Raw genomic sequence first — 21820 nt, forward strand, 5'->3', positions numbered from 1 at the left:
GCTCGGCCTTCGGCCGGGCTCCCGCCAGACCCGGTGCCAGCCCGTCGGAGGCATCCATCGCTTCGCTCGGAACGCTGACTGGCCGGCTGATGAAGGAACGGTCGAGGAAGAAGGATCAGCGCAGCAGGAGGTTCGGCTGGAGCAGGTACTTGAACGAGTCCGAGCCGGCCTGGTCGACAGAGGTCTGGCTCGTGATGAGAACCGGGCTGAGCTTGTTCGCGTTGTCGCTCGACGTGAACGTGACGCGGACGAACTCGCTCTTGACCGCACTCAGCGCCTCGGTGAGGTACTGGGGGTTCAGACCGAGAGTGACATCGGCGCCGCCAGAAAGATGAGCGTCGACCGACTCCGATGCGCGCGCCTGCTCGCTGCCCGAAGCATCCATCGTCACGCTGTCGGACGTGAATGTGAAGCGCAGCGGAGCGGCGCGGTCGAGCACCAGGGCGACGCGACGCACGGCCTCGATGAGGTCGGCGGTGTTCACGACCGCGTAGTGCTCGGTCTGCTCGGGGAACAGTCGGCGGACCGGCGGGAAGTTGCCCTTGATCAGCAGCGACGTGACCGTCTTGTTGCCGGCGGTGAAGGCGATGATCTCGCGGTCGCCGCTGCCGGAGAAAGCGACCTGGATCGTGCCGGCGTGACCGAAGGTCTTGCCGACCTCGGTGAGCGTGCGGGCAGGGACCAGAGCGGTCTGCTCGGCGGCTTCGCCATCCCACGGGACGTCGCGAAGCGAAACGCGGTAGCGGTCGGTGGCGACGAGGCTCAGGTTGTGACCTGCGACCTCGAGCTGGACTCCGGTCAGCACGGGGGTGACGTCGTCACGGGATGCCGCGAACCCGACCTGCGCGATCGCGGTGCCGAAATCGTCAGCCGGGACGACGCCGGAAGATCCAGACACCTCGGGGATCGACGGATATTCCTCGACGGGCATCGCAGCCAGCGTGAATCGAGCCGAACCGCAGGTGACCGCGATGCCGCCGTCCTCCTCGACGGCGATCTCGATCGGGGCGTTGGGCAGACGGCTGGCGATGTCGGAGAGCAGACGTCCGTGGACGAGGATCGTGCCGGGGGTGTCCACCGTGGCGTCGATGGTCGTGCGAGCCGACGCCTCGTAGTCGAACGCCGAGAGGGTCAGACCCTCGTCACCCGCCTCGATGAGCACACCTGCCAGGATCGGCTGCGGATTGCGCTGCGGGAGCAGCTTGACGACGAACGACACTGCTTCGCTGAAGACATCGCGGTTGACCTGGAACCTCACGGGCTCTCCCTCGTCGTGAATTACATGACCTGAGAGGCGTGACCCACCTCAGGGGTTCCCATCGTATCCCCAGAGCGCAGATGCGCCATACGCCGGACTTCCCACATCTTCGAGGTGATCGGATGCCGGCTCTAGAGGATTAACTTCTTAACAGTGTTAACATCTGTGGATACTGTGGATAACTCGGTGGATAGCAACGCTCCGTAGGGAACTACACGTTTGTGAGATGTGGAATTCGTGAGGAATCCGGGCGAAAACAGGTGGTCAGTCGCATCCGCTCGTTGACGAGTTATCCACAGTATGCCGCGATCCGCACACATTCGTCCCGAGCGCGGACCGTATTCATCCACAAGTTATCCACATGTGCAAAGCGGCATTTAAAGGGATGCCGGCGGCTGCTGTCAAGACTTCCGAGGGGACGTTTTCAGCGTCGACCGAGCTGCGTGGTGATCTCGGTCACCTGGTTGTAGATGGAGCGGCGCTCCTTCATGAGGTCGCTGATCTTCTTGTATGCGTACATCACCGTCGTGTGGTCGCGGTTGCCGAAGAGCTGCCCGATCTTGGGCAGTGACAGGTTCGTGCGCTCCCGGCACAGGTACATCGCGATCTGCCGAGCCGTCGCGATCTGCTGCGAGCGGCTCGAGCCGTACAGATCGTCGACGGTGAGCTTGAAGTACTGAGCGGTCGCCGAGATGATGTCGGTCGGCGAGATGATGTTGTCCTCCGCCGTGTCGACGATGTCGCGCAGAACGGTCTGGGCGAGAGAGATGTCGAGCGGCGAGCGGTTCAGGCTCGCGAAGGCCGAGACGCGGATCAGGGCGCCCTCGAGTTCACGGATGTTCGACGAGACGATCGTGGCGATGTATTCCAGGACGTCATCGGGGATGTGCAGCGCCTCGCTCTGCGCCTTCTTGCGGAGGATCGCGATACGGGTCTCGAGGTCGGGAGCCTGCACATCGGTGATGAGACCCCATTCGAACCGGCTCCGCATCCGGTCCTCGAAACCGGTGAGGTGCTTCGGCGCGACATCACTGGTGATCACGATCTGCTTGTTGTGATCGTGCAGCGTGTTGAAGGTGTGGAAGAACGTCTCCTGCGTCTCGGCGCGACCCTGCAGGAACTGGATGTCGTCGATGAGAAGGATGTCGACGTCGCGGTATCGAGCCTGGAAAGCCGAGCCGCGGTTGTTCGCGATCGAGTTGATGAAGTCGTTCGTGAACTCCTCACTCGAGACGTACCGCACCTTCACTCCTGTGTAGAGCGATTGCGCATAGTCGCCGATCGCGTGGAGGAGATGGGTCTTGCCGAGCCCCGAGTCGCCGTAGATGAACAGCGGGTTGTACGCCTTGGCCGGCGCTTCGGCGACGGCGACCGCAGCGGCGTGCGCGAAACGGTTGGACTGACCGATGACGAAGTTGTCGAAGGTGTACTTCGGGTTGAGGCGCGATTCATGGCGCATCGGTGTCGGCTGTTCGATGGTGAGATCGGTGCGCGGTGCCTCGGGGCGGCCGAAGTCGGCGACCGCGATCGGCGCGGTCGGCTGCTCGGCGAGCTCGTGGTTCACGACGACGCGGAAGGACGTGACCTCCTGGCCGAGGTGCGCCAGACCTTCCATCAGCGGCACGCGCAGACGCTTGTTGATCTGCGCCGCGGTCAGGTCATTGGGGACGTCGAGGTAGAGGGTGCCGCTCATGACACCGGCGGGTACGGCCAGGCTCAGGAAACCCTGAAGCTGCGGAGTGACACGATCGTCATGATCGAGCAGCTCCAGCACCTGTGCCCAGATTGGAACGTCGGGCTGGGCAGGTGAGGACATGGTGCTCCGGGCAGTGGCTCGCGTCGGGGTGGGCGAATCGGCCCGGCTCCCCTGTGGATAACTTCGGATGCCACGGTAGTCATCGAAGCTGTGCAGGGCAACCTGCCTGTGGAAAACCGGGGGCGTGTCCTGCGTGTCACGAAAGTCGCAGTTGTGGATAATTGGTGTGCGAAGTGGCTCGTGCGCCAGGCGCCCAGCGCGGGGAATTTGCTCTCTGCGCCGCCAAGACGTACCCTTAATCGGTTGACTTATGCCCGGATCTGGGCAGTTCCCCAATGTCTCCGGTCGTACTCTCCCGGTGACGCCATTCCCGGAGTGATTCCATGAGCAAGCGTACGTTCCAGCCCAACAACCGTCGTCGCGCCAAGAAGCACGGCTTCCGCGCTCGCATGCGCACCCGCGCCGGCCGCAGCATCCTGTCGGCTCGTCGTGCGAAGGGCCGCACCGAGCTCTCGGCGTAAGCTCTGAGCCCGGAACCGCTGTGCTCGCCCGTCCGTTCCGGCTGACGCGAGGCACTGACTACAGGTCAGTCGTCCGTCGCGGTGTCCGGTGCGGGGGCGCCCGAGTCGTCACCTCCATGTTGACGACGGGGGAAGCGCGCGAACCCCGATTCGGGTTCATCATCAGCAAGCAGGTGGGTACCGCTGTGATCCGCAACACCGTGCGCCGTCGGCTCAAGGCCGTGTGCGCAGGCGCGATCGCCGGGCTCCCTGAGGGCACGGATGTCGTCATCCGTGCCCTTCCTGCGTCTGCGTCAGCGAGCTTCGCCGAACTCGAAGCCGACGTGACGCGGTGCCTGGCACGTCTGAATCGTGCGCAGGCCACATCATGAGCGCGCTGCCTTCGTATGCGATGGGCACGGGACATCTGCGTGCCCGCGACGTCGCGCGCAGCATCCCGCTCATCCCTCGCAATCTCGTGCTGGGATTTCTCACCGCCTATCGGGCTGTGATCTCGCCGATCTACGGGGACGTCTGTGCGTACTACCCTTCGTGCTCGGCTTACGCTGTAGGAGCGGTGCAGCAGCACGGTGCGATCAAGGGAGCCGCGCTCTCTGCGTGGCGCATCCTGCGCTGCAACCCCTGGAGCAAAGGCGGCGTCGACGACGTCCGCCCACACGACCATTTCCGACACGACCTGACCGCACGAGGTTTCGTCGTACCTTCTCGAAAGGACTGAACAGTGGGTCTTGACCTTCTGCTCGCCTCTGCGACACCCACGCCGACCGACACCGGTGGCGGCTTCGATCTGCTCGGCACCATCCTGTGGCCCCTGAAGTGGGCTGTTGAACTCATCCTGGTCGCCTGGCACTGGCTGTTCACCGCTGTGGGCCTGCCGGCGGCATCCGGAATCACCTGGATCCTGTCGATCATCGGTCTTGTGATCGTGGTTCGCGCCTCAGTATTTCCCCTGTTCGTGCGGCAAATCAAGAGCCAGCGCAAGATGATGGAAATCGCTCCTGAGATGAAGAAGATCCAGGAGAAGTACAAGGGCAAGAAGGATCAGCTCTCTCGCGAGGCGATGAGCCGCGAGACCATGGGCCTGTACAAGAAGCACGGCACGTCGCCGATGTCGAGCTGTCTGCCGCTGCTCGTGCAGATGCCGATCTTCTTCGCGCTTTTCAGCGTGCTCAACGACGTCAGCAAGCATGCCATCGCCGGCCTCGGTGGAGTCGGACTGCTCAGTCCCGAGCTCACCAAGGAGTTCTACGACGCCACGATCTTCGGAACTGTGTCGCTGCACGGCACGCTCGGTCAGGCTGTCGAGACGCAGAACACGATCGCCATCGTCCTGCTGGTGATTCTCGTCGTGCTGATGATCGGCTCGCAGTTCTTCACCCAGCTGCAGATCATCTCGAAGAACCTGTCGCCCGAGGCCAAGACCGGCCAGGCGTACCAGATGCAGAAGATCATGCTCTACGTGCTGCCGCTGGGCTTCATCTTCTCGGGTGTCTTCTTCCCGCTCGGTGTCGTCGTCTACTGGTTCATCTCGAACCTGTGGACCATGGCCCAGCAGTTCCTCGTCATCCGCGAGATGCCCACGCCCGGCTCCGAGGCCGCGAAGGCTCGCGAGGAGAGGCTTGCTCGAAAGGGCAAGGCGATCGACTCGTCGGGCAAGGTCGTTCCGATGGCGGCTTACGAAGCGGAGCAGAAGCGGATGCTGGAAGAAGTAGAGAAGGCCAAGCAGGAGGCTCCCAAGCGTCAGCAGCCGGTGAGCAAGAAGCGCGCCAAGAAGAAGGGGTCGAACTGATGGCCGTGGACAACGTCGCAGAGCGCTCTGAACCTTCCGTGGAGCAGCTCGAGCTCGAGGGTGACGTCGCCGCCGACTTCATCGAGGGACTGCTCGACATCGCCGACATCGACGGTGACCTGAACCTCGACGTCCGTCAGGGACGTGCGTACGTCTCGGTCGAGTCCGAGGATTCCAGTCTTTCCGTGCTTGCGGATCCGGACACCGTGCAGGCGCTGCAGGAGATCACCCGTCTGGCCGTGCAGAGCAAGACCGGTTCGTTCTCACGTCTGATCCTCGACATCGGGGGATCACGCGACGCTCGCCGTCGTCAGCTGGAGAAGCTGGTGGATGCCGCGGTCGTGAAACTGGACGAGGGAGCATCGCAGGCTTCACTTCCTTCCATGTCGAGCTACGAGCGCAAGCTGGTGCACGACATCGTGGCTGACCGCGAACTCGTTTCCGAGTCGTACGGCGAGGGCGCAGACCGTCACACGGTCATCCGCCGGCGCTGATGTTTCACGTGAAACGTTGCTGAGGTCGCTGGGATGACTGTTGAGACCGAACCCGATGCCGCGGCCGCGCTGTTCGGTGACCGCATCGACCTGGCCAGGGCGTTCACGGCGAACCTCGCTGCGCAGGGAGAAGAGCGAGGATTGATCGGCCCGCTCGAGCTGCCCCGCCTGTGGACGAGGCATGTTCTGAACAGCGCCATCGCTGCCCCGCTGTTCCATGGGTCCGCGGCGGACATCGGATCCGGCGCGGGACTTCCCGGTGTCGTGCTCGCTATCGCACGCCCCGATGTCACCTGGGCTCTGATCGAGCCGATGGAGCGACGCGTCACCTGGCTCACGGAGCAGGTAGACGAGCTTGGACTCTCCAACGTCACCGTGATTCGGGCCCGAGCCGAAGAGGTCGTGCCGAAGCAGTTCGACGTCGTCACCGCCCGCGCGGTCAGCGCGTTGCGGACTCTTTTGCCCTGGACCGCGCCGCTCGTACGCGACGGGGGAGAGCTCGTGTTGCTCAAGGGGCAGAATGCTTCCGCCGAGATCGAAGCTGCGGCCAAGCAACTCAAGAAGTACCGGCTGAGCGATGTGCGGGTGGATGTGCTCGGCGAGGGCGTCCTAGCCGAGACGACGCGCGTTGTGCGCGCCAAGGTTCGCGTCGTCTGACCGTCTCCGCAGGCAGTGATGTTTCACGTGAAACATCGACTCGGGAGTGCGTGGGTGCGATCGCGGTTCGTTGACCGAGCGGAGCGAGACGAAACGGGCTGAGCGAGGAGCTCCTCGGCGATGGGTCGAAGCCCTCCTGCAGACAAGCCGCACCGGGCTGCGGCTTCGACTCGTTTCGCTCGCTCGCCCCGTTTCGTCTTCGCCGTCTGCGACGGCTTCGCTCAACGACCATGGGATGCCCGGTGGAAATGTTTCACGTGAAACATCGTGCGGCTCTCACGCCCGCGAGTAACCGAGCACTGAGGGAGCCAAGTAGAGTGGAACGCGGCCATCGAGAGGAGTGGATGTTTCACGTGAAACAGTCCGAGAAGACAACGCCGAACGAGGCTTTCGGGATCGATACGCCCCTGGCTCGCGAAATCGCCGATCTGAGTGCTCGCCGCCGCAACCTCGAGAACGTCGAGGTCACCTTCACGGGTGAGACCCGCGTTCTCACGGTTTCCAACCAGAAGGGCGGCGTCGGCAAGACCACGACAGCCGTCAACATCGCTTCCGCGCTCGCCTCCTTCGGAGCGAAGGTGCTCGTGATCGACCTCGATCCGCAGGGAAATGCATCCACAGCCCTCGGGGTCCCGCATGATGCGGAGACCCTGAGCGTCTACGACGTGCTGATCGATGATGTTCCGCTCGCCGACATCGTTCAGCAGAGCCCGGAGGCCGAGACGCTGCTGTGCGCGCCGAGCACGATCCACCTCGCCGGCGCCGAGATCGAACTCGTGTCGCAGGTTGCCCGTGAGCACCGCCTCCGCCGCGCCCTCGACCAGTACATCGCTGACCACCCGGTCGACTTCGTCATCATCGACTGCCCGCCCTCGCTGGGACTGCTGACGATCAACGCCTTCACGGCGGCATCAGAGGTCTTCATCCCCATCCAGTGCGAGTACTACGCGCTTGAAGGCCTCAGCCAGCTGCTCGGCAGCATCCAGATGATCCAGAAGCACCTCAATCCCGGTCTTCACCTCTCGACGATCCTGCTCACGATGTACGACGGTCGCACCCGCCTGGCGCAGCAGGTCGCCGATGAGGTCCGCAATCACTTCCCGGAGCAGGTCCTGAACACGGTGATCCCGCGTTCGGTGCGTGTTTCCGAGGCCCCCAGCTTCGGCCAGACGGTCATCGCGTACGACGGGTCCTCCGCCGGCGCGATCGCGTACCGCGAGGCCGCTGTCGAGATCGCGTCCCACAAGACGCAGAGCAAGGAGAACTGATGGCGAAGCGCACTGGGCTCGGTCGAGGAATCGGCGCACTCATCCCCACGGCCGACCAGACCTCGGCGCGTCCGGTGGACGTGTTCTTCCCCGGAGGGACGATCCAGGCCCCACCGACGAGCGGTGAGCCGGAGAAGCAGGATGCTCCGGAGGCCGAGCTCGAGTCTGTTCCCGGCATCCACCTGATCCAGATCGACCCGACGACGATCGTTCCGAACCCTCGTCAGCCGCGTACGCACTTCGACACGGAGGATCTGGCCGAGCTCGTCCACAGCGTCCGCGAGTTCGGCGTCCTGCAACCGGTGATCGTCCGGAAGAACACGGACGGCGACTACGAGCTCATCATGGGGGAGCGGCGCACCCGCGCCGCACGAGAAGCCGGCCTCGAGACCATCCCCGCGATCGTCCGCGACACCGCCGACGAAGATCTGCTCCGCGATGCCCTGTTGGAGAACCTGCACCGGTCAGAGCTGAACCCGCTGGAAGAGGCATCCGCGTACCAGCAGCTCCTCGAGGACTTCGGCATCACGCAGGAGGAACTGGCCACCCGCATCGGCCGGTCCCGCCCACAGATCAGCAACACGATCCGTCTGCTCAGGCTTCCCGTTCCCGTGCAGCAGCGCGTGGCGGCGGGAGTCCTGTCGGCCGGTCACGCCCGCGCCCTGCTGTCGCTGGACGACCCGGAGCAGATGCAGAAGCTCGCCGACAAGGTCATCAACGAGGACCTCTCTGTGCGTGCGACCGAGGCAGCCGCCAAGGCGTTGCCAGCGGCCGGCGCCAAGAAGGTGAAGCCCCAGCCGGGCGCGCGCCGTGCGTACCTCGACGAGGTATCCGGCAAGCTCGGAGACCGCCTGAACACCCGCGTCAAGATCACACTCGGCGCGCGAAAAGGCCAGGTCGCGATCGAATTCGCGTCAATCCAGGACCTCAACCGCATCCTCTCGGAGCTGGGTGAGGAGCAGTACGGATCCTGACGGATTCCGCCCGTCTCCGCGCCCCGTCCCCGTCCGGCTCCTAGAGTGGACCGAGACGGGGGAGGGCACATGTCCGAGAACAAGAGCAAAGCAGGCCGGCTCAACGGCCGGGTCATCGGCATCAGCATCGCGGCAGCGCTCGGCGGCTTCCTGTTCGGGTTCGACACCGCGGTCATCAATGGTGCCGTGGATGCCCTCGCCGGGGCCTTCGAGCTCGGACCGGGCCTGCAGGGCTTCGCGGTCTCGTCCGCGCTGATCGGCTGCGCCATCGGCGCATGGTTCGCCGGAAGTCTCGCGAACAAGCTCGGGCGCATCCCGGTCATGGTGATCGCGGCGATCCTGTTCCTGGTCTCGGCCATCGGATCCGGACTCGCCTTCGGTGTCATCGACCTGATCGTCTGGCGTGTGATCGGCGGTCTCGGTGTCGGTGCGGCATCCGTCATCGCCCCCGCCTACATCGCCGAGGTCTCGCCGGCTAAGGTCCGCGGCAGGCTCGGCTCTCTCCAGCAGCTCGCCATCGTCACCGGTATCTTCACCGCTCTGCTCTCGAACGCCCTGCTCGCGAACATCGCGGGCTCGGCGGCGAACGTCCTGTGGCTCGGCATCGACGCCTGGCGATGGATGTTCATGGTCGAAGCGATCCCCGCCATCGTCTACGGCATCATGGCGCTCCGACTGCCGGAGTCCCCGCGGTTCCTCGTCGCCCGAGGCAAGGTCGACAAGGCCTCGCAGGTGCTGTACGACTTCACCGGCGAGACGGACGTGAACCTCAAGATCGAGGAGATCCGCGAGAGTCTCGGCGACGAGAAGAACGAGTCGTTGAAGGATCTGAGAGGTGACCGCTTCGGTCTGAAGCCCATCGTCTGGGTGGGCATCCTGCTCAGTGTCTTCCAGCAGTTCGTCGGCATCAACGTGATCTTCTACTACTCGACGACGCTCTGGCTGTCGGTGGGCTTCGACGAGTCGAGCGCCCTGATGACCTCGGTCATCACATCGATCACCAACATCGTGGTCACGATCGTCGCCATCCTGCTGGTCGATCGGGTGGGCCGCCGCCCGATGCTCATGATCGGATCGATCGGCATGGCCGTGACTCTCGGCATGATGGCGCTGGCCTTCTCGTTCGGCACGCTCGAGGACGGTGCTGTCACCCTGCCGCAGCCGTGGTCGCTGATCGCTCTGGTCTGTGCGAACGGCTTCGTCGTCTTCTTCGGCGCCACCTGGGGCCCGCTCGTGTGGGTGCTGCTGGGGGAGATGTTCCCGAACAAGATCCGCGCCGGAGCACTGGCCGTCGCCGCGGCAGCGCAGTGGGTCGCGAACTTCTTCATCTCGACGACGTTCCCCGCGTTCGCCGAGATCGGGCTCACGTTCGCGTACGGCTTCTATGCGTTCTTCGCGCTGGTGTCGTTCTTCTTCGTCTTCTACCAGGTGCCGGAGACCAAGGGGCGGGAGCTCGAGACGATGACGGATGTCGTGAACCTGCCGCGCCGCGGTGGCAAGAAGCCCGCGTAGGCTGGAAGCATGTCTGAAGCCGTCCCCCGCCGCGCCAGCCTCGAGGTGCTGCGCGCAGAGGCGTCGGACGAGCTGGCTGTGCTCATCCAGGAGCGGTTGCTCAGCGGCGAGGACCCCTGGGAGTTCATGGAGGATCTCCCCAGCGTCGACGAGCTCGTCGTGTTCCTCCTGCGGGCTGACAACATCGCAGCAAATGACGGCGTTCGCCCGAACACAGCGCGCAACTACCGTGTGATGCGGCAGATCGCTCTCGAGTATCCGGAGCTCACGACGGCCGTGTGGGGGCTCCTCGGCGAGGGATCGCAGCATCGCCGGTGGGATGCCACGATCGCTGACGCGTCCTAGCATCCCGGGCTGAGCCGCCGAACAGAAAGAACCCGCCCTCCCTGACGGAAGGACGGGTTCTTCAGTGAAACGGGATCAGCCGATGAACGCGGCGAGGTCCTGCTCGAGAGCGGGCTTCGGCTTGGCGCCGATGATGGTCGTCTTGACCTCGCCGCCCTGGAAGACCTTCATCGCCGGGATCGACGTGATCTGGTACTTCATCGCGAGCTCGGGGTTCTCGTCGACGTTGAGCTTCATGATGGTGATCTTGTCGGGGTGCTCCGCCTGGATCTGGTCCAGAACAGGAGCGACCATGCGACACGGTCCGCACCACTCGGCCCAGAAGTCCACGAGGACGGGGCCCTCAGCCTGCAGCACGTCCTGCTCGAACGTCGCCTGGCTCGTTACCTTGGCAGTCATCTGCTTCTCCTTGATCGAAGTTCACCCACTGCAACAGCAGAGGTGTCGGAACTGTTCCCTACGCGATGATCTCGGCTGCCTCGGCAGCCGAGACCTCCACCGAGGCGTCCTCAAGATCCGCGAGGAAGTGCTCGGCGTCGAGAGCGGCGACCGTTCCTGAGCCGGCGGCTGTGATCGCCTGGCGGTAGGTCGGGTCGATGACGTCGCCGGCGGCGAAGATGCCGGGAACGGAGGTGCGGGACGAGCGGCCGTCGACCCAGATGGTGCCCTCGGCGGTGAGCTCGAGCTTGTCGTGCACCAGATGGGTGCGCGGGTCGTTACCGATGGCGATGAACAGACCGTCGAGGGCCAGCTCGCGGGTGGACCCATCGACCGTGTCGCGCAGGGTGACGCCGGTGACGGCATCCCCACCGGTGATCTCGGCGACCTCGCTGTTCCAGATGAACTCGATCTTCTCGTTCGCGAACGCGCGCTCCTGCATGATCTTCGAGGCGCGCAGCGTGTCCTTGCGGTGGATCACGTAGACCTTGTCCGCGAAGCGGGTGAGGAACGTGGCCTCTTCCATCGCCGAGTCGCCGCCGCCGACGACGGCGATCGTCTTCTCGCGGAAGAAGAAGCCGTCGCACGTCGCGCACCACGAGACGCCGTAGCCCGAGAGGCGCTCTTCGCCCTCGATGCCGAGCTTCCGGTACGCAGAGCCGGTGGCGTAGATGATCGTGTGGGCCTCGTGCTCCGCTCCGCTGCCGAGGACGACCTTCTTGACCGGGCCGTCGACCTGGAGCGAGGTCACATCGTCGTACACGACCTCGGTGCCGAACCGCTCGGCCTGCGCCTGGAACTTCGACATCAGGTCGGGACCCTGGATGCCGTCGGGGAAGCCGGGGTAGTTCTCGACCTCGGTGGTGTTCATCAGCTCGCCGCCGACTTCGACCGAGCTCGCGATCAGAAGCGGCTCGAGGTTCGCGCGGGCCGCGTAGATGGCGGCGGTGAATCCGGCGGGGCCGGAGCCGATGATGATGACCTTGCGCATGTCCTCTTCCTTCTCGCGTGCAGACGCGTCCCTGCGTGAAACCAATCGTAACCGCGCGGCATTCCCGCGCGCGGAGCTGTGTCGGGTGGCGCGGGACTACTCGGCCGCAGCTGCCCCGGCATCCGCCTCGCTGTCCTTGCGACGACGAACGATGGTGCGCACGATGCCGAGGATCAGCAGCAGGCCGATGAGGCCGCCCAGGATGCCGAGGCCGATGCCCTCCCATTCGGCGCGCACCGTGACCTTGGCGGTCTGGTCGGTGCCGATGTGCACCCCGGTGGGAGAGGTGAGACTGAACCGAACATCGAGCACACCGCTGCCGACGCGTGCGGAGACCGGCACCTTCACCCGCGTGTTGCTCGCGGGCTGCGTGGCCACAGCGGTGAGCGGTTCGATGTCGAGGCGGGCATCCGACGGGGTCGATGTGAGCGTCACGTTCACAGGCCAGGGGAGGTCGTTGCGCACCCAAACCGGTAGGGGAGCGGCGGACGTGAACAGCTGGACGGGGCTCGGCTGCTGCACGCCGACGGCGTTCAGGGTGACTGTGGTCTGCGTACGATGCGCTCCGGTCCCCGGCGCGAAGACGCTCGCGGTGCCGACGCCGATCAGGCGCATGATCTGGATGCGCTCCGGAGAGAGGAGCACGAGCGGATCATCGAGGATGGACGCGAACGAGGTGAGCTGGACCTCGTCGGCGAGGAGATCCTTCAGCGCGTCGGCTCGCGCCGTGGTGGCGTCGCCGACGATCGTGGTGGATGCCGGCTCCTCGGCGCGCAGCGCGGAGAGCGACGTCGGAGCGCCGATCGACGAGAGCGAGAGGATCGTCTCCCGCAGGGCGTCAGCGGTGCGCGTCTCATTGCGGTCGAGGCCGATGAGGAGCGACGAGTGCGGCACCAGGCTGAGCCCGGCGATGCCCGCCGTGATGGTGCGCTCCCGATCCGACTCGTCGGCGGTGGCGACGGCCTCCGACAGCGCTGCGGAGGCCGCGGCATCCGTCACGAGGACCCGGTGGCCGTCGACCTCGACCAGCGCGCTGCTCTCGGCCGCGACGGAGGAGGACGGGAGGATCGTCGTGACGTCCGTGTCGAGGTACCCGTCGAACGTCTCGAGATCGGCGGTGCGCGCTTCGCCGAGTGGCCAGAGGATGCCTGACTCGGCGTCCCTGACCGCGCTGAGCTCGGCATCGGTCGGGATCTCCGGTGCGAGCTCCGTCGGCGTCGGGGTGGGCGTCGGACCGTCGGCGTCGCCGGTCTCGACGAAGTTCGCCTGGTCGATGAACGGCGACAGCGGCAGTGGTTGGAGAAGCTCGGGCAGGCTCGCACGCGCTTGAACAGTCGCATCCGCATCGCCGGGCTGCAGCGTGAAGCGCTCGTTCGAGAGCGACTCCAGGCGGGCGAGCCAGGACGAGGCATCCGCCGGCGCCGCCGAACCCAGGGCACGGACGGCCGCGGGGATGAGCGGGTCGACCGCGATGGCGGCCGAGGTGCCGGCGACGCCGTCGAGTTGTGCAGTCAGGGCGCCATCAGGGGCGGTGAGGGCGGTGAGCTCATCGGCGGTGAGCAACCCGCCGTCGGCCGGCGTCGCAGTGATCGGCACGACGACGGTGAGCTGCAGGTCCTTCTCGGCGGTGACCACGAGCACGCTCGTCGCGCCGGGGGCCTCAGTGATCTCCGGACCCGTGAGCAGCGCACGGATCGGATAGACGCCGGCTGGCAGCTTGCCGAGCACGGTGGTCGTCGCGCTGATCGTCGTCGACGCGGTCTGGGCGGCGGCCACCTCGTCGGAGTCCTCGAAACCGATCGAGGTGAAGGCGCCGTCGGCCTCACCGCCGTCGAGCCAGGCGGTCAGCGCCGCAGCATTCGCCAGCGGGGTCTTGTTGATCTCGACCGACACGCGCCCTGCGGCCACGGCCGCATCGGTGCCGTTGTCGATCGTCACGGTCGCGGTCACCGGCGCATCGGGCGCCACGACACCGTGGATGCCGGCGGTCAGCGAGAGCTCGACGGCGGCATCCTCGTCGGGCGTCTGCACGTCGGCGACGGCGGATGCCGGCGCGATCAGCTGACCGGCTGCGATGACCCCGACGGCGATGGCCGACGCCAGCGCACCGCGGATGCCGCGGTGCGCGCGGGCACGTCTGCCGTTTCGGGGGCTGATCAAGTCTCTGGTCTTCCTCGGGCGCGCGGTGGCGGCGGCCCGTGAGTTGTGACCCCGCAATTCTAGGCGGGCGGCGTCGGGGAACCCTGAAGGCGCGTAGAGTGACCGCCGTGTCCGACGCCCTGCCTCCCGTGCCCGACCCTGCCCTCGTCTCGGCGCTCGCCGCCGACCTGGATGCCTCGGACTTCCGCTCCGAGCCGCTGCGGCGCCTGTGGGGAGAGGAGGCGGATGACGCCCTCGGTCGCGGAGTCCGCGAGCCGCTGCTGCGGGCCGTCGACGGCGACTCCAGTGCGCTGGCGACCCTGGGTCGTCTGCTGGTTCTCGGGATGCCGCAGCCCGCCGCGCTGGTCTCGGCGGCGCTGCCGCGGCTCGGCGCCGAAGGTCTCGCAGCCCTGGGGCTCGCTCGTGTGAGCGGCGCGGATGCCGTGCCGACGGCGCTCGTGCGACCGCAGTCGTTCGTGGACGCCGACGGCATCGGGGAGTGGTGGATCGCCAGCGATCTCGACGAACTCGCCCTCGGCACCGAGCTGCCCGCCGATCACGTGCTCGGGGTCGGTGGAGCATCCCGCACCCTGGCGGAGCTGATCGTGCCGACGCCCGTAGGCAGGGCGCTCGACCTCGGGACCGGATGCGGCATCCAGGCGCTCCTCGTGTCTCGGCACGCCGGCGAGGTCGTCGCAACCGACGTGTCGTCGCGCGCACTGGCCTTCGCGGCGCTGAACGCGCGACTGAACGGGGTGAGCAACATCACTTTCCAGCTGGGGAGCATGTTCGAGCCGGTGGAGGGGGAGGCGTTCGACCTCATCGTGTCGAACCCGCCGTTCGTCATCACGCCCCGGGTGGACGGTGTCACGGCGTACGAGTACCGCGACGGGGGACTCATCGGCGATGCGCTGGTGGAGCAGTTCGTGCGATCCGCCCCAGCGCATCTCACCCCTGGCGGGATCGCTCAGCTTCTCGGTAACTGGGAGTCGGTGTCCTCGGGTTCCGATCCTTCGACCGGGCCGGGGGCCGAAGGGTCGACGACCTCAGGTCTCGACCGCCTCGAATCGTGGATCGCGCCGGACCTCGACGCCTGGGTGATCCAGCGCGAGGAGCTCACACCCCTCGAGTACGCGGAGCTGTGGATCCGTGACGGCGGCACGACACCGCGTGAGCCGACGTTCGGCCGGATGCTGGAAGCCTGGCTCGACGACTTCGCAGGCCGCGGTGTCACGGCCGTCGGCTTCGGGTATGTTCTGCTGCGGCGGGGCGCCGCCGGCCGCGCGCCCCTCAGGCGCTTCGAGAGGCTGTCGCAACCGCTCTCAGCTCCGGGGCGAGCGCTGCGCGACGGGCTCGCGGCTCACGACGTACTCGGCGACGGCATCCCGCAGACTCTCGTGACGGCATCCGATGTCACCGAGGCGCGGCATTACATGCCCGGAGACGACGATCCGAGCGTGATCGAGCTGCGACAGGGCGGCGGATTCGGGCGGACCGTCTCGGCCGACACCGCGCTCGCCGGATTCGTCGGCGCGTGCGACGGCGAATTGACGGTCTCGCAGATCGCCGGCGCCCTCGCCGACCTGTTCGACGTGCCGCTGGCCGACCTCTGGGCGGAGCTGGAGCCGCGCATCCGCGAACTCGTGCAGGACGGGTTCCTCGTCGCGGCATCCTGACGCGCTTCGGGGAATGCCCTCGGCATCCATTCGGTTGCATGGAGCATGAAGGCTTTCGGATTCCTCTCGTTCGGGCACTACGCGCCGGTCCCCGGCTCTGGCACCCGCACCGCCGGCGACATGCTGCACCAGACGATCGATCTCACCGTCGGTGCGGACGAGATCGGCGTCAACGGCGCCTACGTGCGGGTGCATCACTTCGCGCGTCAGGCCGCGTCGCCGATGCCGCTGCTCGCCGCGATGGCCGCGAAGACCGAGCGCATCGAGGTCGGCACCGGCGTGATCGACATGCGATACGAGAATCCGCTGCAATTCGCCGAAGAGGCCGCCGCACTCGACCTCATCGCTCGCGGGCGCATCGCGCTCGGCGTGAGCCGCGGTTCACCCGAGACCGCGCTGCGCGGCTACGAGGCGTTCGGATACCTGGGGTCGGAAGACCCTCGTGGCGCTGACCTCGCCCGCGACAAGTTCGATCTGTTCCTCGAGGCGATCGACGGTGCCGGCGTCGTCCAGGGCGACCCGCAGCAGGTCGGAGAGGGCCGCTACCTGGCGATCGAGCCGCGTTCCGAGACTCTGCGCGAGCACATCTGGTGGGGCTCCGGTTCGCGTGCGACGGCCGAGGAGACCGGTCGCAAGGGTTTGAACATGATGAGCTCGACTCTGCTCACGGAGGCCACCGGAGTGCCGTTCCACGTGCTGCAGCGTGAGCAGATCGATCTGTACAGGGCGGCGTACCAGGCGGCAGGGCATGAGGGGACTCCCCGAGTGTCGGTCAGTCGCAGTGTGTTCCCGCTGATCTCCGACATGGACCGCGCGTACTTCGGTCTGCGCAGTGCCGAGAACGGCGACCAGGTCGGCATCATCGACGGATTCCGCTCGACCTTCGGCAAGACCTACGCGGCAGAGCCCGATGTGCTGATCGAGCAGCTGCTCGCCGATGAAGCCGTGATGGCCGCGGACACTCTGATGCTGACGATCCCGAACCAGCTGGGCGTCGACTACAACCTGCACGTGCTGCAGGCGTTCGCCGAGCACGTCGCCCCGGCGCTGGGTTGGAAGCCGAACACCGAGGGTCCCGTTCAGGGCGACCCAGTGTGATGGGTCGGAGCGGCCTGACCGCTACAGGAGGATCGTGGTGAAGATCGAATCGCCGTGCGCGGCATCGCGCCGGCTACCAAGCCGCAATAGCCGATCCGTTCGCGGGTCGCGCTCCAACCACAGCTCGCGGTGAAACGCAGCATCCTCCGGAGCGGTACCGCCCCGCTACGCTTCGGGCATGAGCTATTCGCTGAACGGCAGTTCTGAGGACCACAGGGTCGAGGCGCTCAAGCGGCAGCACCAGCAGCGTCAGAGCCGTTTCTTCATCACGTTCGCCGTCGTCGAGGGTCTGGCGATCTTGGCGGCTGTCGTCGTCGTGTACCTGCTCGGTCTGGTCGATCCGCAGTTCGGCATCTGGATCCTCCTCGGCATCGCCCTGATCGGAGCGACCGCGATGAGCACCGGCATCATGTCGATGACCCGCCGTCACGCCCAGGAGCTGCGCGACATCACCGGGCGCTGATCGCGCTCTCGGCCGCGGCATCGGGGTCTGGCTGCTCGGCGATGAGCCTGATGATCGGGCCGAGCACCGCCTTGACCGTCATCACCCGCATCGCGGTCTCGCGCAACCATGCGATGATCTTGCCGCGGCGGAACATCAGCTTCGCAAGCATCCGCGAGTTTGACTGCGCGGATTCGACGCGCGGCTTCTGCACGCGCTCCCACTCGGCGAGCACCGCCTCGAGGTTCGAACGGTCGGCGTGCGCGAGCATCCGCCCCAGCATCCACGCGGATTCCATCGCCATGCCCGCACCGATGCCGGCAGTCGGGAGGAATCCGGATGCCGCGTCGCCGAGTAGCACCGCATGTCGTCGGGCATCGATCCAGCGCTGCGCACGGACGTCGGTGAGCGGCCACAGATAGGTGTCGGGATCGGCGGTGACGGCATCCAGGGCCGCGCCGAGTCGCGGACCGATCTCGGGTGCGGCCTTCCGGACGCGCGCAGCGAGCGCCGAGGGCCCGATTCTCAGATCGGCGACGGGGCCGCCGAGGAAGATGCCGATCCGATCCTTGACGGGATAGACGCCGAGGAAGAGACCATCACCCCACAGCTCCTCGCCGAGCGCGGGGTCGTCGCCCAGCGCGTCCGACCAGGTCACCCAGCCGGCCCAGCCGGTGTCGACGGTCGACACCTCGCCGACCTCGAGCAGGTCGCGCGTGCGCGAATGGATGCCGTCGGCGGCGACGACCAGATCGAACGCCGCGCGCTCGCCGGAGCTGAACCCGACGTCGTCTCCGATCGTCGTGATCGTCGTGTCGAACGTCACCGGGCATCCGTGCGCCGTGAGCACCTCGAGGAGCACACCGCGTTCGATGCCCTGGTAATCGCCGTGGAGCGAGAGTAGGGCGCCGAGGTCGTCCGTGCGAAGCGTCCTGCCGCGATGCGAGCGGAAGGCGTAGCGGGTGAGCGGCGCGCTGCGGGCGAGGTACTCGTCGTGCACGCCGATGTCCTTCAGCACGGGATCGACGGTCGGCATGAGGGCGAGCATGTAGCCGGGATGCTCCATGCGCGGCATCCGCTCGATGAGCACCTGATGGAGACCCCGGGTGCGCAGGAGAGACGCGAGAGTGACACCGGCGACGCCGGCACCTGCGATGAGGACGCGCAGGCGATCGTCCCTCTGCGCCTCGAGCTGCTCGGAGAGCGTGGTGGCGGTGAGCATGCGGTCCTCCGGATGACGCTCTGGACTGGGTGGTCCAGAGCCTACTCCTGATTGGACTGGGTGGTCCAGTATGATCGCGACATGGATGATTCCGAACGCCCGGCACCCGACCGAAACAGCGCGCTCGCCGCGGCGACGGTCGCGGAGTTCTCGCGCGCCGGGTATGAGGGCGCGTCGCTGAACCGGATCATCCGTGCCGCCGGCATGAGCAAGAGCTCGTTCTACCACTTCGTCGGATCCAAGGACGAGCTGTTCGACACGGTCGTGCGGATGCTCATCGCCGATGTGGCCGCCATATGGACGCCGCCGGCGCCCGCCGAGTTCGCGGAGTTCGGCGCGCGAGCGTTCTGGCGGCACGTCGATGAGCTGCTGGAGCAGCTCGGGGCCCTGTCTGCGACACCGGCGCTGCAGCACCTGGGCCGGATCTTCTACCTGCAGGGCGGAGCGGAAGCGTCTGGGGCTCGCGCTGAACTGCTGGCGAGCGTGCGGACCTGGGTGCAGGACGTGCTGAAGACCGGACGCTCGTCCGGTGCCGTGCGCGACGAGCTTCCGCTCGATCTGCAGGCCGACATCGCCTTCGCCGTGCTGCGTGCGATCGATGAATGGGCACTTGCCGGTGGTGCCATCCCGACCGAACGGGCTGCGGTCGCGGCATCCGCCCCCGGCCTGGTGCTCCGCCGACTGCTGGCGGCGTGACGGGGCCTGCCGGACTGCGCACGAGTCATCCGGGATTCGGCACGATGAGTCACGACGCAAGCGCCCGGTAATCTGGAACCCATGCTGAACATGGCCGAGGGGCTTGCACGTCTGCGCGCGCTCGCCGAAGGACCGGTCGTCTCGGCGGTCGCCGACGCGTTCCACGCTGCGGGCTTCGAGCTCGCCGTCGTCGGGGGGCCGGTGCGCGATGCGCTGCTCGGCCGCGACGTGAACGACCTCGACTTCACGACCAACGCGTCGCCCGACGAGATCCTGAAGATCGTCACGCCGATCTCTACCGCGCAGTGGGACATCGGCCGCGCCTTCGGGACGATCGGCGCCAGGGTGCCCGGTTCTGGCGGCAAGGGCGAGCAGGTCGAGATCACCACCTACCGCGCCGACAGCTACGACGGCGTCACCCGCAAGCCGACCGTCGAGTTCGGCGACACGATCGAGGGCGACCTCGTGCGTCGCGACTTCCGCGTGAATGCGATGGCTCTGCAGGTCGCATCCCCGGAGACGGCGCGAGAGATCAAGCTCGTCGACCCGACCGGCGGCGTCGAGGACCTCGTCGCCGGCATCCTGCGCACCCCGGCCGATCCGAACGTCAGCTTCGGCGACGATCCGCTCCGGATGCTCCGTGCCGCCCGCTTCAGCGCACAGCTCGGCTTCGAGATCGACGACGCGACGCGGGAGGCGATCACCCGCCTGCGCGACACGCTGAAGATCGTCAGCCCGGAGCGCATCCAGGGCGAGCTCGTCCGGCTCATGCAGACCGACGACCCCGTCCGCGGCATCCGCGTGCTCGTCGACACCGGCCTCGTCGAGGAGTTCCTGCCCGAGATCAGCGCGTTGCGCCTGGAAGTCGACGAGCACCATCACCACAAGGACGTCTACGAGCACTCGCTCACCGTGCTGCAGCAGGCGATCGAGCTCGAGCACTCCCGCCACCCCGGCGAGGCGCCCGACGTCGCCCTGCGCATCGCCGCGCTCCTGCATGACATCGGCAAGCCGCGGACGCGCAAGCTCGAACCAGGGGGAGCGGTGACGTTCCACCACCACGACGTGGTCGGTTCGCGCATGGCGCGCAAGCGTCTGCAGGCCCTGCGCTTCGACGGCGACACGACGGATGCCGTGGCCACGCTCATCGAACTGCATCTGCGCTTCTTCGGCTATGCCGAGGGGACGTGGACGGATGCTGCCGTCCGCCGCTACGTACGGGATGCCGGCGGCCTGCTCGAGCGCCTGCACATCCTCACCCGAGCGGACGTGACCACGCGCAACAAGCGCAAGGCCTCGCGTCTGGCATCCGCCTACGACGACATCGAGAAGCGCATCGCCGACCTGCGCGAGCAGGAGCAGCTCGACGCCATGCGTCCAGAGCTCGACGGCAACCGGATCCAGCAGATCCTCGGGATCGGCCCCGGTCGCGAGGTGGGCGAGGCATACAGGTTCCTGCTCGACCTGCGTCTGGACGAGGGCATGATCGGCCCGGATGCCGCCGAGCAGCGTCTGCGCGAATGGTGGGCCGCGCGGGGATAGGCCACCGGCGGTCGCCCTGCGAGCGGCCTCTGTGCGGGTCGTTGAGCGCAGGCGGAACCGCCGCCGAAGCCGAAACGGGTTGAGCGGGCCGAAGGCGAGTCGAAACCGTCTCAGTCGCGCAATTCGGGCACGATGATCTCGACCTCATCGGCGAGGAGCTCGAAGTCCTTCGGGTTCAAGGTGACGAGGCGAGCGCCGAGCGCGAGTGCGTGGCCGGCCAGCAAGAGGTCCGTGCCGCGGGCGTGAGCCGGCCGGGTTCTGGCGACGATGGCGGCGAGCTGGCCGTACGCAATAGCTGCCGTCTCATCGAAGGGCAGCCATGCGATGTCAAGAACCCTCGTGAGCCGGCTGAGGTGCGCGATTCGTCGTCGTCGCAGATCCATCGTCGAGGCGCGCTCGATCCCGAAGTGAAGCTCGGCGGCCGAGAGGGCGCTGAGCGCGATCGCGTCGTCGGGCAACTCGACGTGATCGATGTCGATCAGAACGCTCGTGTCGAGCAGGATCATGCGTTCTGCTGCTTCTTCAGCGCGTTGTGGTCCCGCTCGACCCGCTTCCACGGGTCGTCCCAGACGCTCGGGTCGTCGTAGGGTCTGGCGTTGTGCTCCTCCAGCCACTCTGCGGCGACGCGGAGATCCTTCTCCGTGGGCGGATTCGCAGCCAGTCGTGCCATGACCTCGCTTGCTGGAACGGAGAACCGTCGCGCACGCAGCTGCTGCTGAGACAGTTCCTCGAAGCCGCTGCGGAGTTCACCAGCGGCGAGCCGCGTGAGTGCGTCGCGCGCCTCGGCCTCCATCGAACGGGAGTTCTTCTGCGCGCGCTGCTTCAGCGCCTCGACGACGTCGTCGGGAAGGTTGCGGATCGTGATCGCGGCCATGGATACCTCCTGCCAGCACAATGCTAGCACTGGGTATCGACACTCAGCGGTGCGCCGCCGATCAGGGCTCAGGTGTCGGTTCCGCGTCGCCTGTGGCGGGTTCCGGGGGCGAAGGTGAAGGCGAGGGG

22 protein-coding genes and 1 pseudogene are annotated in these 21820 nt (G+C 66.6%); 15 read left to right on the forward strand and 8 right to left on the reverse strand.

The window, feature by feature from the left end; genetic code table 11:
* Positions 1 to 115 precede the first annotated feature (115 nt).
* Positions 116 to 1258, reverse strand: a complete 1143-nt coding sequence (dnaN, locus tag LQZ87_RS14440; RefSeq protein ID WP_230104142.1) for a DNA polymerase III subunit beta — start codon at positions 1256 to 1258, stop codon at positions 116 to 118.
* Between the two features lie 424 nt (positions 1259 to 1682).
* Positions 1683 to 3074 (reverse strand): chromosomal replication initiator protein DnaA, encoded by a 1392-nt coding sequence (gene dnaA / locus LQZ87_RS14445; RefSeq protein WP_230104143.1) that lies wholly within the window; start codon positions 3072 to 3074, stop codon positions 1683 to 1685.
* Positions 3075 to 3397: 323 nt separating this feature from the next.
* On the opposite strand from dnaA, the gene rpmH reads away from it, so the two are divergent.
* The 10 genes and pseudogenes from rpmH to LQZ87_RS14495 all read left to right on the forward strand — a co-directional run bounded on the left by rpmH (position 3398) and on the right by LQZ87_RS14495 (position 10574).
* Positions 3398 to 3535 (forward strand): 50S ribosomal protein L34, encoded by a 138-nt coding sequence (gene rpmH, locus LQZ87_RS14450; RefSeq protein WP_005054680.1) that lies wholly within the window; start codon positions 3398 to 3400, stop codon positions 3533 to 3535.
* 20 nt (positions 3536 to 3555) lie between these two features.
* A complete protein-coding gene (gene rnpA / locus LQZ87_RS14455) occupies positions 3556 to 3906 on the forward strand; it encodes a ribonuclease P protein component (protein ID WP_230104144.1) in 351 nt (116 codons plus the stop codon).
* Positions 3903 to 4253: a membrane protein insertion efficiency factor YidD gene (gene yidD, locus LQZ87_RS14460; protein ID WP_230104145.1), complete on the forward strand. Its 351-nt coding sequence runs from the start codon at positions 3903 to 3905 to the stop codon at positions 4251 to 4253. The genes rnpA and yidD overlap by 4 nt, the downstream gene beginning before the upstream one ends.
* Positions 4254 to 4256: 3 nt before the next feature.
* A complete protein-coding gene (yidC, locus tag LQZ87_RS14465) occupies positions 4257 to 5324 on the forward strand; it encodes a membrane protein insertase YidC (RefSeq protein WP_230104146.1) in 1068 nt (355 codons plus the stop codon).
* On the forward strand, positions 5324 to 5818 hold the full coding sequence (locus LQZ87_RS14470) for a R3H domain-containing nucleic acid-binding protein (RefSeq protein WP_230104147.1): 495 nt from the start codon (positions 5324 to 5326) through the stop codon (positions 5816 to 5818). The genes yidC and LQZ87_RS14470 overlap by 1 nt, the downstream gene beginning before the upstream one ends.
* A pseudogene (gene rsmG, locus LQZ87_RS14475) lies at positions 5748 to 6475 on the forward strand (16S rRNA (guanine(527)-N(7))-methyltransferase RsmG). Before LQZ87_RS14470 ends, rsmG begins: the two are co-directional and overlap by 71 nt.
* A gap of 344 nt (positions 6476 to 6819) precedes the next feature.
* Positions 6820 to 7743: a ParA family protein gene (locus tag LQZ87_RS14480; RefSeq protein ID WP_230104148.1), complete on the forward strand. Its 924-nt coding sequence runs from the start codon at positions 6820 to 6822 to the stop codon at positions 7741 to 7743.
* Positions 7743 to 8717, forward strand: a complete 975-nt coding sequence (locus LQZ87_RS14485; protein WP_230104149.1) for a ParB/RepB/Spo0J family partition protein — start codon at positions 7743 to 7745, stop codon at positions 8715 to 8717. The genes LQZ87_RS14480 and LQZ87_RS14485 overlap by 1 nt, the downstream gene beginning before the upstream one ends.
* Positions 8718 to 8786: 69 nt before the next feature.
* On the forward strand, positions 8787 to 10229 hold the full coding sequence (locus LQZ87_RS14490) for a sugar porter family MFS transporter (RefSeq protein ID WP_230104150.1): 1443 nt from the start codon (positions 8787 to 8789) through the stop codon (positions 10227 to 10229).
* Between the two features lie 9 nt (positions 10230 to 10238).
* Positions 10239 to 10574: a tryptophan synthase subunit alpha gene (locus LQZ87_RS14495; protein WP_230104151.1), complete on the forward strand. Its 336-nt coding sequence runs from the start codon at positions 10239 to 10241 to the stop codon at positions 10572 to 10574.
* A 75-nt stretch (positions 10575 to 10649) separates the two neighbouring features.
* On the opposite strand, the gene trxA is transcribed toward LQZ87_RS14495, so the two are convergent.
* The 3 genes from trxA to LQZ87_RS14510 all read right to left on the reverse strand — a co-directional run bounded on the left by trxA (position 10650) and on the right by LQZ87_RS14510 (position 14163).
* Positions 10650 to 10973 (reverse strand): thioredoxin, encoded by a 324-nt coding sequence (trxA, locus tag LQZ87_RS14500; protein WP_230104152.1) that lies wholly within the window; start codon positions 10971 to 10973, stop codon positions 10650 to 10652.
* A 58-nt stretch (positions 10974 to 11031) separates the two neighbouring features.
* Positions 11032 to 12003, reverse strand: coding sequence for a thioredoxin-disulfide reductase (gene trxB, locus LQZ87_RS14505; RefSeq protein WP_230104153.1), 972 nt, complete (start codon positions 12001 to 12003; stop codon positions 11032 to 11034).
* A 96-nt stretch (positions 12004 to 12099) separates the two neighbouring features.
* Positions 12100 to 14163: a DUF6049 family protein gene (locus LQZ87_RS14510; RefSeq protein WP_230104154.1), complete on the reverse strand. Its 2064-nt coding sequence runs from the start codon at positions 14161 to 14163 to the stop codon at positions 12100 to 12102.
* A gap of 98 nt (positions 14164 to 14261) precedes the next feature.
* On the opposite strand from LQZ87_RS14510, the gene LQZ87_RS14515 reads away from it, so the two are divergent.
* The 3 genes from LQZ87_RS14515 to LQZ87_RS14525 all read left to right on the forward strand — a co-directional run bounded on the left by LQZ87_RS14515 (position 14262) and on the right by LQZ87_RS14525 (position 17379).
* Positions 14262 to 15818 (forward strand): methyltransferase, encoded by a 1557-nt coding sequence (locus LQZ87_RS14515; RefSeq protein ID WP_230104155.1) that lies wholly within the window; start codon positions 14262 to 14264, stop codon positions 15816 to 15818.
* Between the two features lie 45 nt (positions 15819 to 15863).
* On the forward strand, positions 15864 to 16916 hold the full coding sequence (locus tag LQZ87_RS14520; protein ID WP_230104156.1) for an LLM class flavin-dependent oxidoreductase: 1053 nt from the start codon (positions 15864 to 15866) through the stop codon (positions 16914 to 16916).
* A 178-nt stretch (positions 16917 to 17094) separates the two neighbouring features.
* Positions 17095 to 17379 carry a hypothetical protein gene (locus LQZ87_RS14525; protein ID WP_230104157.1) on the forward strand — a complete coding sequence of 95 codons (285 nt, stop codon included), beginning with the start codon at positions 17095 to 17097 and terminating at the stop codon, positions 17377 to 17379.
* On the opposite strand, the gene LQZ87_RS14530 is transcribed toward LQZ87_RS14525, so the two are convergent.
* Entirely contained in the window at positions 17366 to 18580 is a 1215-nt protein-coding gene (locus tag LQZ87_RS14530) for an NAD(P)/FAD-dependent oxidoreductase (protein ID WP_230104158.1), read from the reverse strand. The genes LQZ87_RS14525 and LQZ87_RS14530 overlap by 14 nt on opposite strands.
* Before the next feature lie 81 nt (positions 18581 to 18661).
* On the opposite strand from LQZ87_RS14530, the gene LQZ87_RS14535 reads away from it, so the two are divergent.
* Both LQZ87_RS14535 and LQZ87_RS14540 read left to right on the forward strand, forming a co-directional pair.
* Positions 18662 to 19276 (forward strand): TetR/AcrR family transcriptional regulator, encoded by a 615-nt coding sequence (locus LQZ87_RS14535; RefSeq protein WP_230104159.1) that lies wholly within the window; start codon positions 18662 to 18664, stop codon positions 19274 to 19276.
* 81 nt (positions 19277 to 19357) lie between these two features.
* On the forward strand, positions 19358 to 20818 hold the full coding sequence (locus tag LQZ87_RS14540) for a CCA tRNA nucleotidyltransferase (RefSeq protein ID WP_230104160.1): 1461 nt from the start codon (positions 19358 to 19360) through the stop codon (positions 20816 to 20818).
* Positions 20819 to 20928: 110 nt separating this feature from the next.
* Here LQZ87_RS14540 and LQZ87_RS14545 read toward each other — a convergent pair whose 3' ends face one another.
* Together LQZ87_RS14545 and LQZ87_RS14550 are read right to left on the reverse strand one after the other, a co-directional pair.
* Entirely contained in the window at positions 20929 to 21324 is a 396-nt protein-coding gene (locus LQZ87_RS14545) for a PIN domain-containing protein (protein ID WP_230104161.1), read from the reverse strand.
* Entirely contained in the window at positions 21321 to 21692 is a 372-nt protein-coding gene (locus LQZ87_RS14550; RefSeq protein ID WP_230104162.1) for a hypothetical protein, read from the reverse strand. The genes LQZ87_RS14545 and LQZ87_RS14550 overlap by 4 nt, the downstream gene beginning before the upstream one ends.
* Positions 21693 to 21820 lie beyond the last annotated feature (128 nt).

Source organism: Microbacterium sp. Bi121 (assembly GCF_918698005.1).
Taxonomy (GTDB): Bacteria; Actinomycetota; Actinomycetes; order Actinomycetales; family Microbacteriaceae; genus Microbacterium.

Bases quoted from the DNA above. Each gene is read 5' to 3' on its own strand.
- LQZ87_RS14470 (WP_230104147.1), top strand. From the start codon at position 5,324: ATGGCCGTGGACAACGTCGCAGAGCGCTCTGAACCTTCCGTGGAGCAG.
- LQZ87_RS14535 (WP_230104159.1), top strand. From the start codon at position 18,662: ATGGATGATTCCGAACGCCCGGCACCCGACCGAAACAGCGCGCTCGCC.
- trxA (WP_230104152.1), bottom strand. From the start codon at position 10,973: ATGACTGCCAAGGTAACGAGCCAGGCGACGTTCGAGCAGGACGTGCTG.
- LQZ87_RS14490 (WP_230104150.1), top strand. From the start codon at position 8,787: ATGTCCGAGAACAAGAGCAAAGCAGGCCGGCTCAACGGCCGGGTCATC.
- yidD (WP_230104145.1), top strand. From the start codon at position 3,903: ATGAGCGCGCTGCCTTCGTATGCGATGGGCACGGGACATCTGCGTGCC.
- LQZ87_RS14525 (WP_230104157.1), top strand. From the start codon at position 17,095: ATGAGCTATTCGCTGAACGGCAGTTCTGAGGACCACAGGGTCGAGGCG.
- dnaA (WP_230104143.1), bottom strand. From the start codon at position 3,074: ATGTCCTCACCTGCCCAGCCCGACGTTCCAATCTGGGCACAGGTGCTG.
- LQZ87_RS14485 (WP_230104149.1), top strand. From the start codon at position 7,743: ATGGCGAAGCGCACTGGGCTCGGTCGAGGAATCGGCGCACTCATCCCC.
- LQZ87_RS14530 (WP_230104158.1), bottom strand. From the start codon at position 18,580: ATGCTCACCGCCACCACGCTCTCCGAGCAGCTCGAGGCGCAGAGGGAC.
- LQZ87_RS14480 (WP_230104148.1), top strand. From the start codon at position 6,820: ATGTTTCACGTGAAACAGTCCGAGAAGACAACGCCGAACGAGGCTTTC.
- LQZ87_RS14495 (WP_230104151.1), top strand. From the start codon at position 10,239: ATGTCTGAAGCCGTCCCCCGCCGCGCCAGCCTCGAGGTGCTGCGCGCA.
- rpmH (WP_005054680.1), top strand. From the start codon at position 3,398: ATGAGCAAGCGTACGTTCCAGCCCAACAACCGTCGTCGCGCCAAGAAG.
- LQZ87_RS14545 (WP_230104161.1), bottom strand. From the start codon at position 21,324: ATGATCCTGCTCGACACGAGCGTTCTGATCGACATCGATCACGTCGAG.
- LQZ87_RS14540 (WP_230104160.1), top strand. From the start codon at position 19,358: ATGCTGAACATGGCCGAGGGGCTTGCACGTCTGCGCGCGCTCGCCGAA.
- LQZ87_RS14520 (WP_230104156.1), top strand. From the start codon at position 15,864: ATGAAGGCTTTCGGATTCCTCTCGTTCGGGCACTACGCGCCGGTCCCC.
- trxB (WP_230104153.1), bottom strand. From the start codon at position 12,003: ATGCGCAAGGTCATCATCATCGGCTCCGGCCCCGCCGGATTCACCGCC.
- LQZ87_RS14550 (WP_230104162.1), bottom strand. From the start codon at position 21,692: ATGGCCGCGATCACGATCCGCAACCTTCCCGACGACGTCGTCGAGGCG.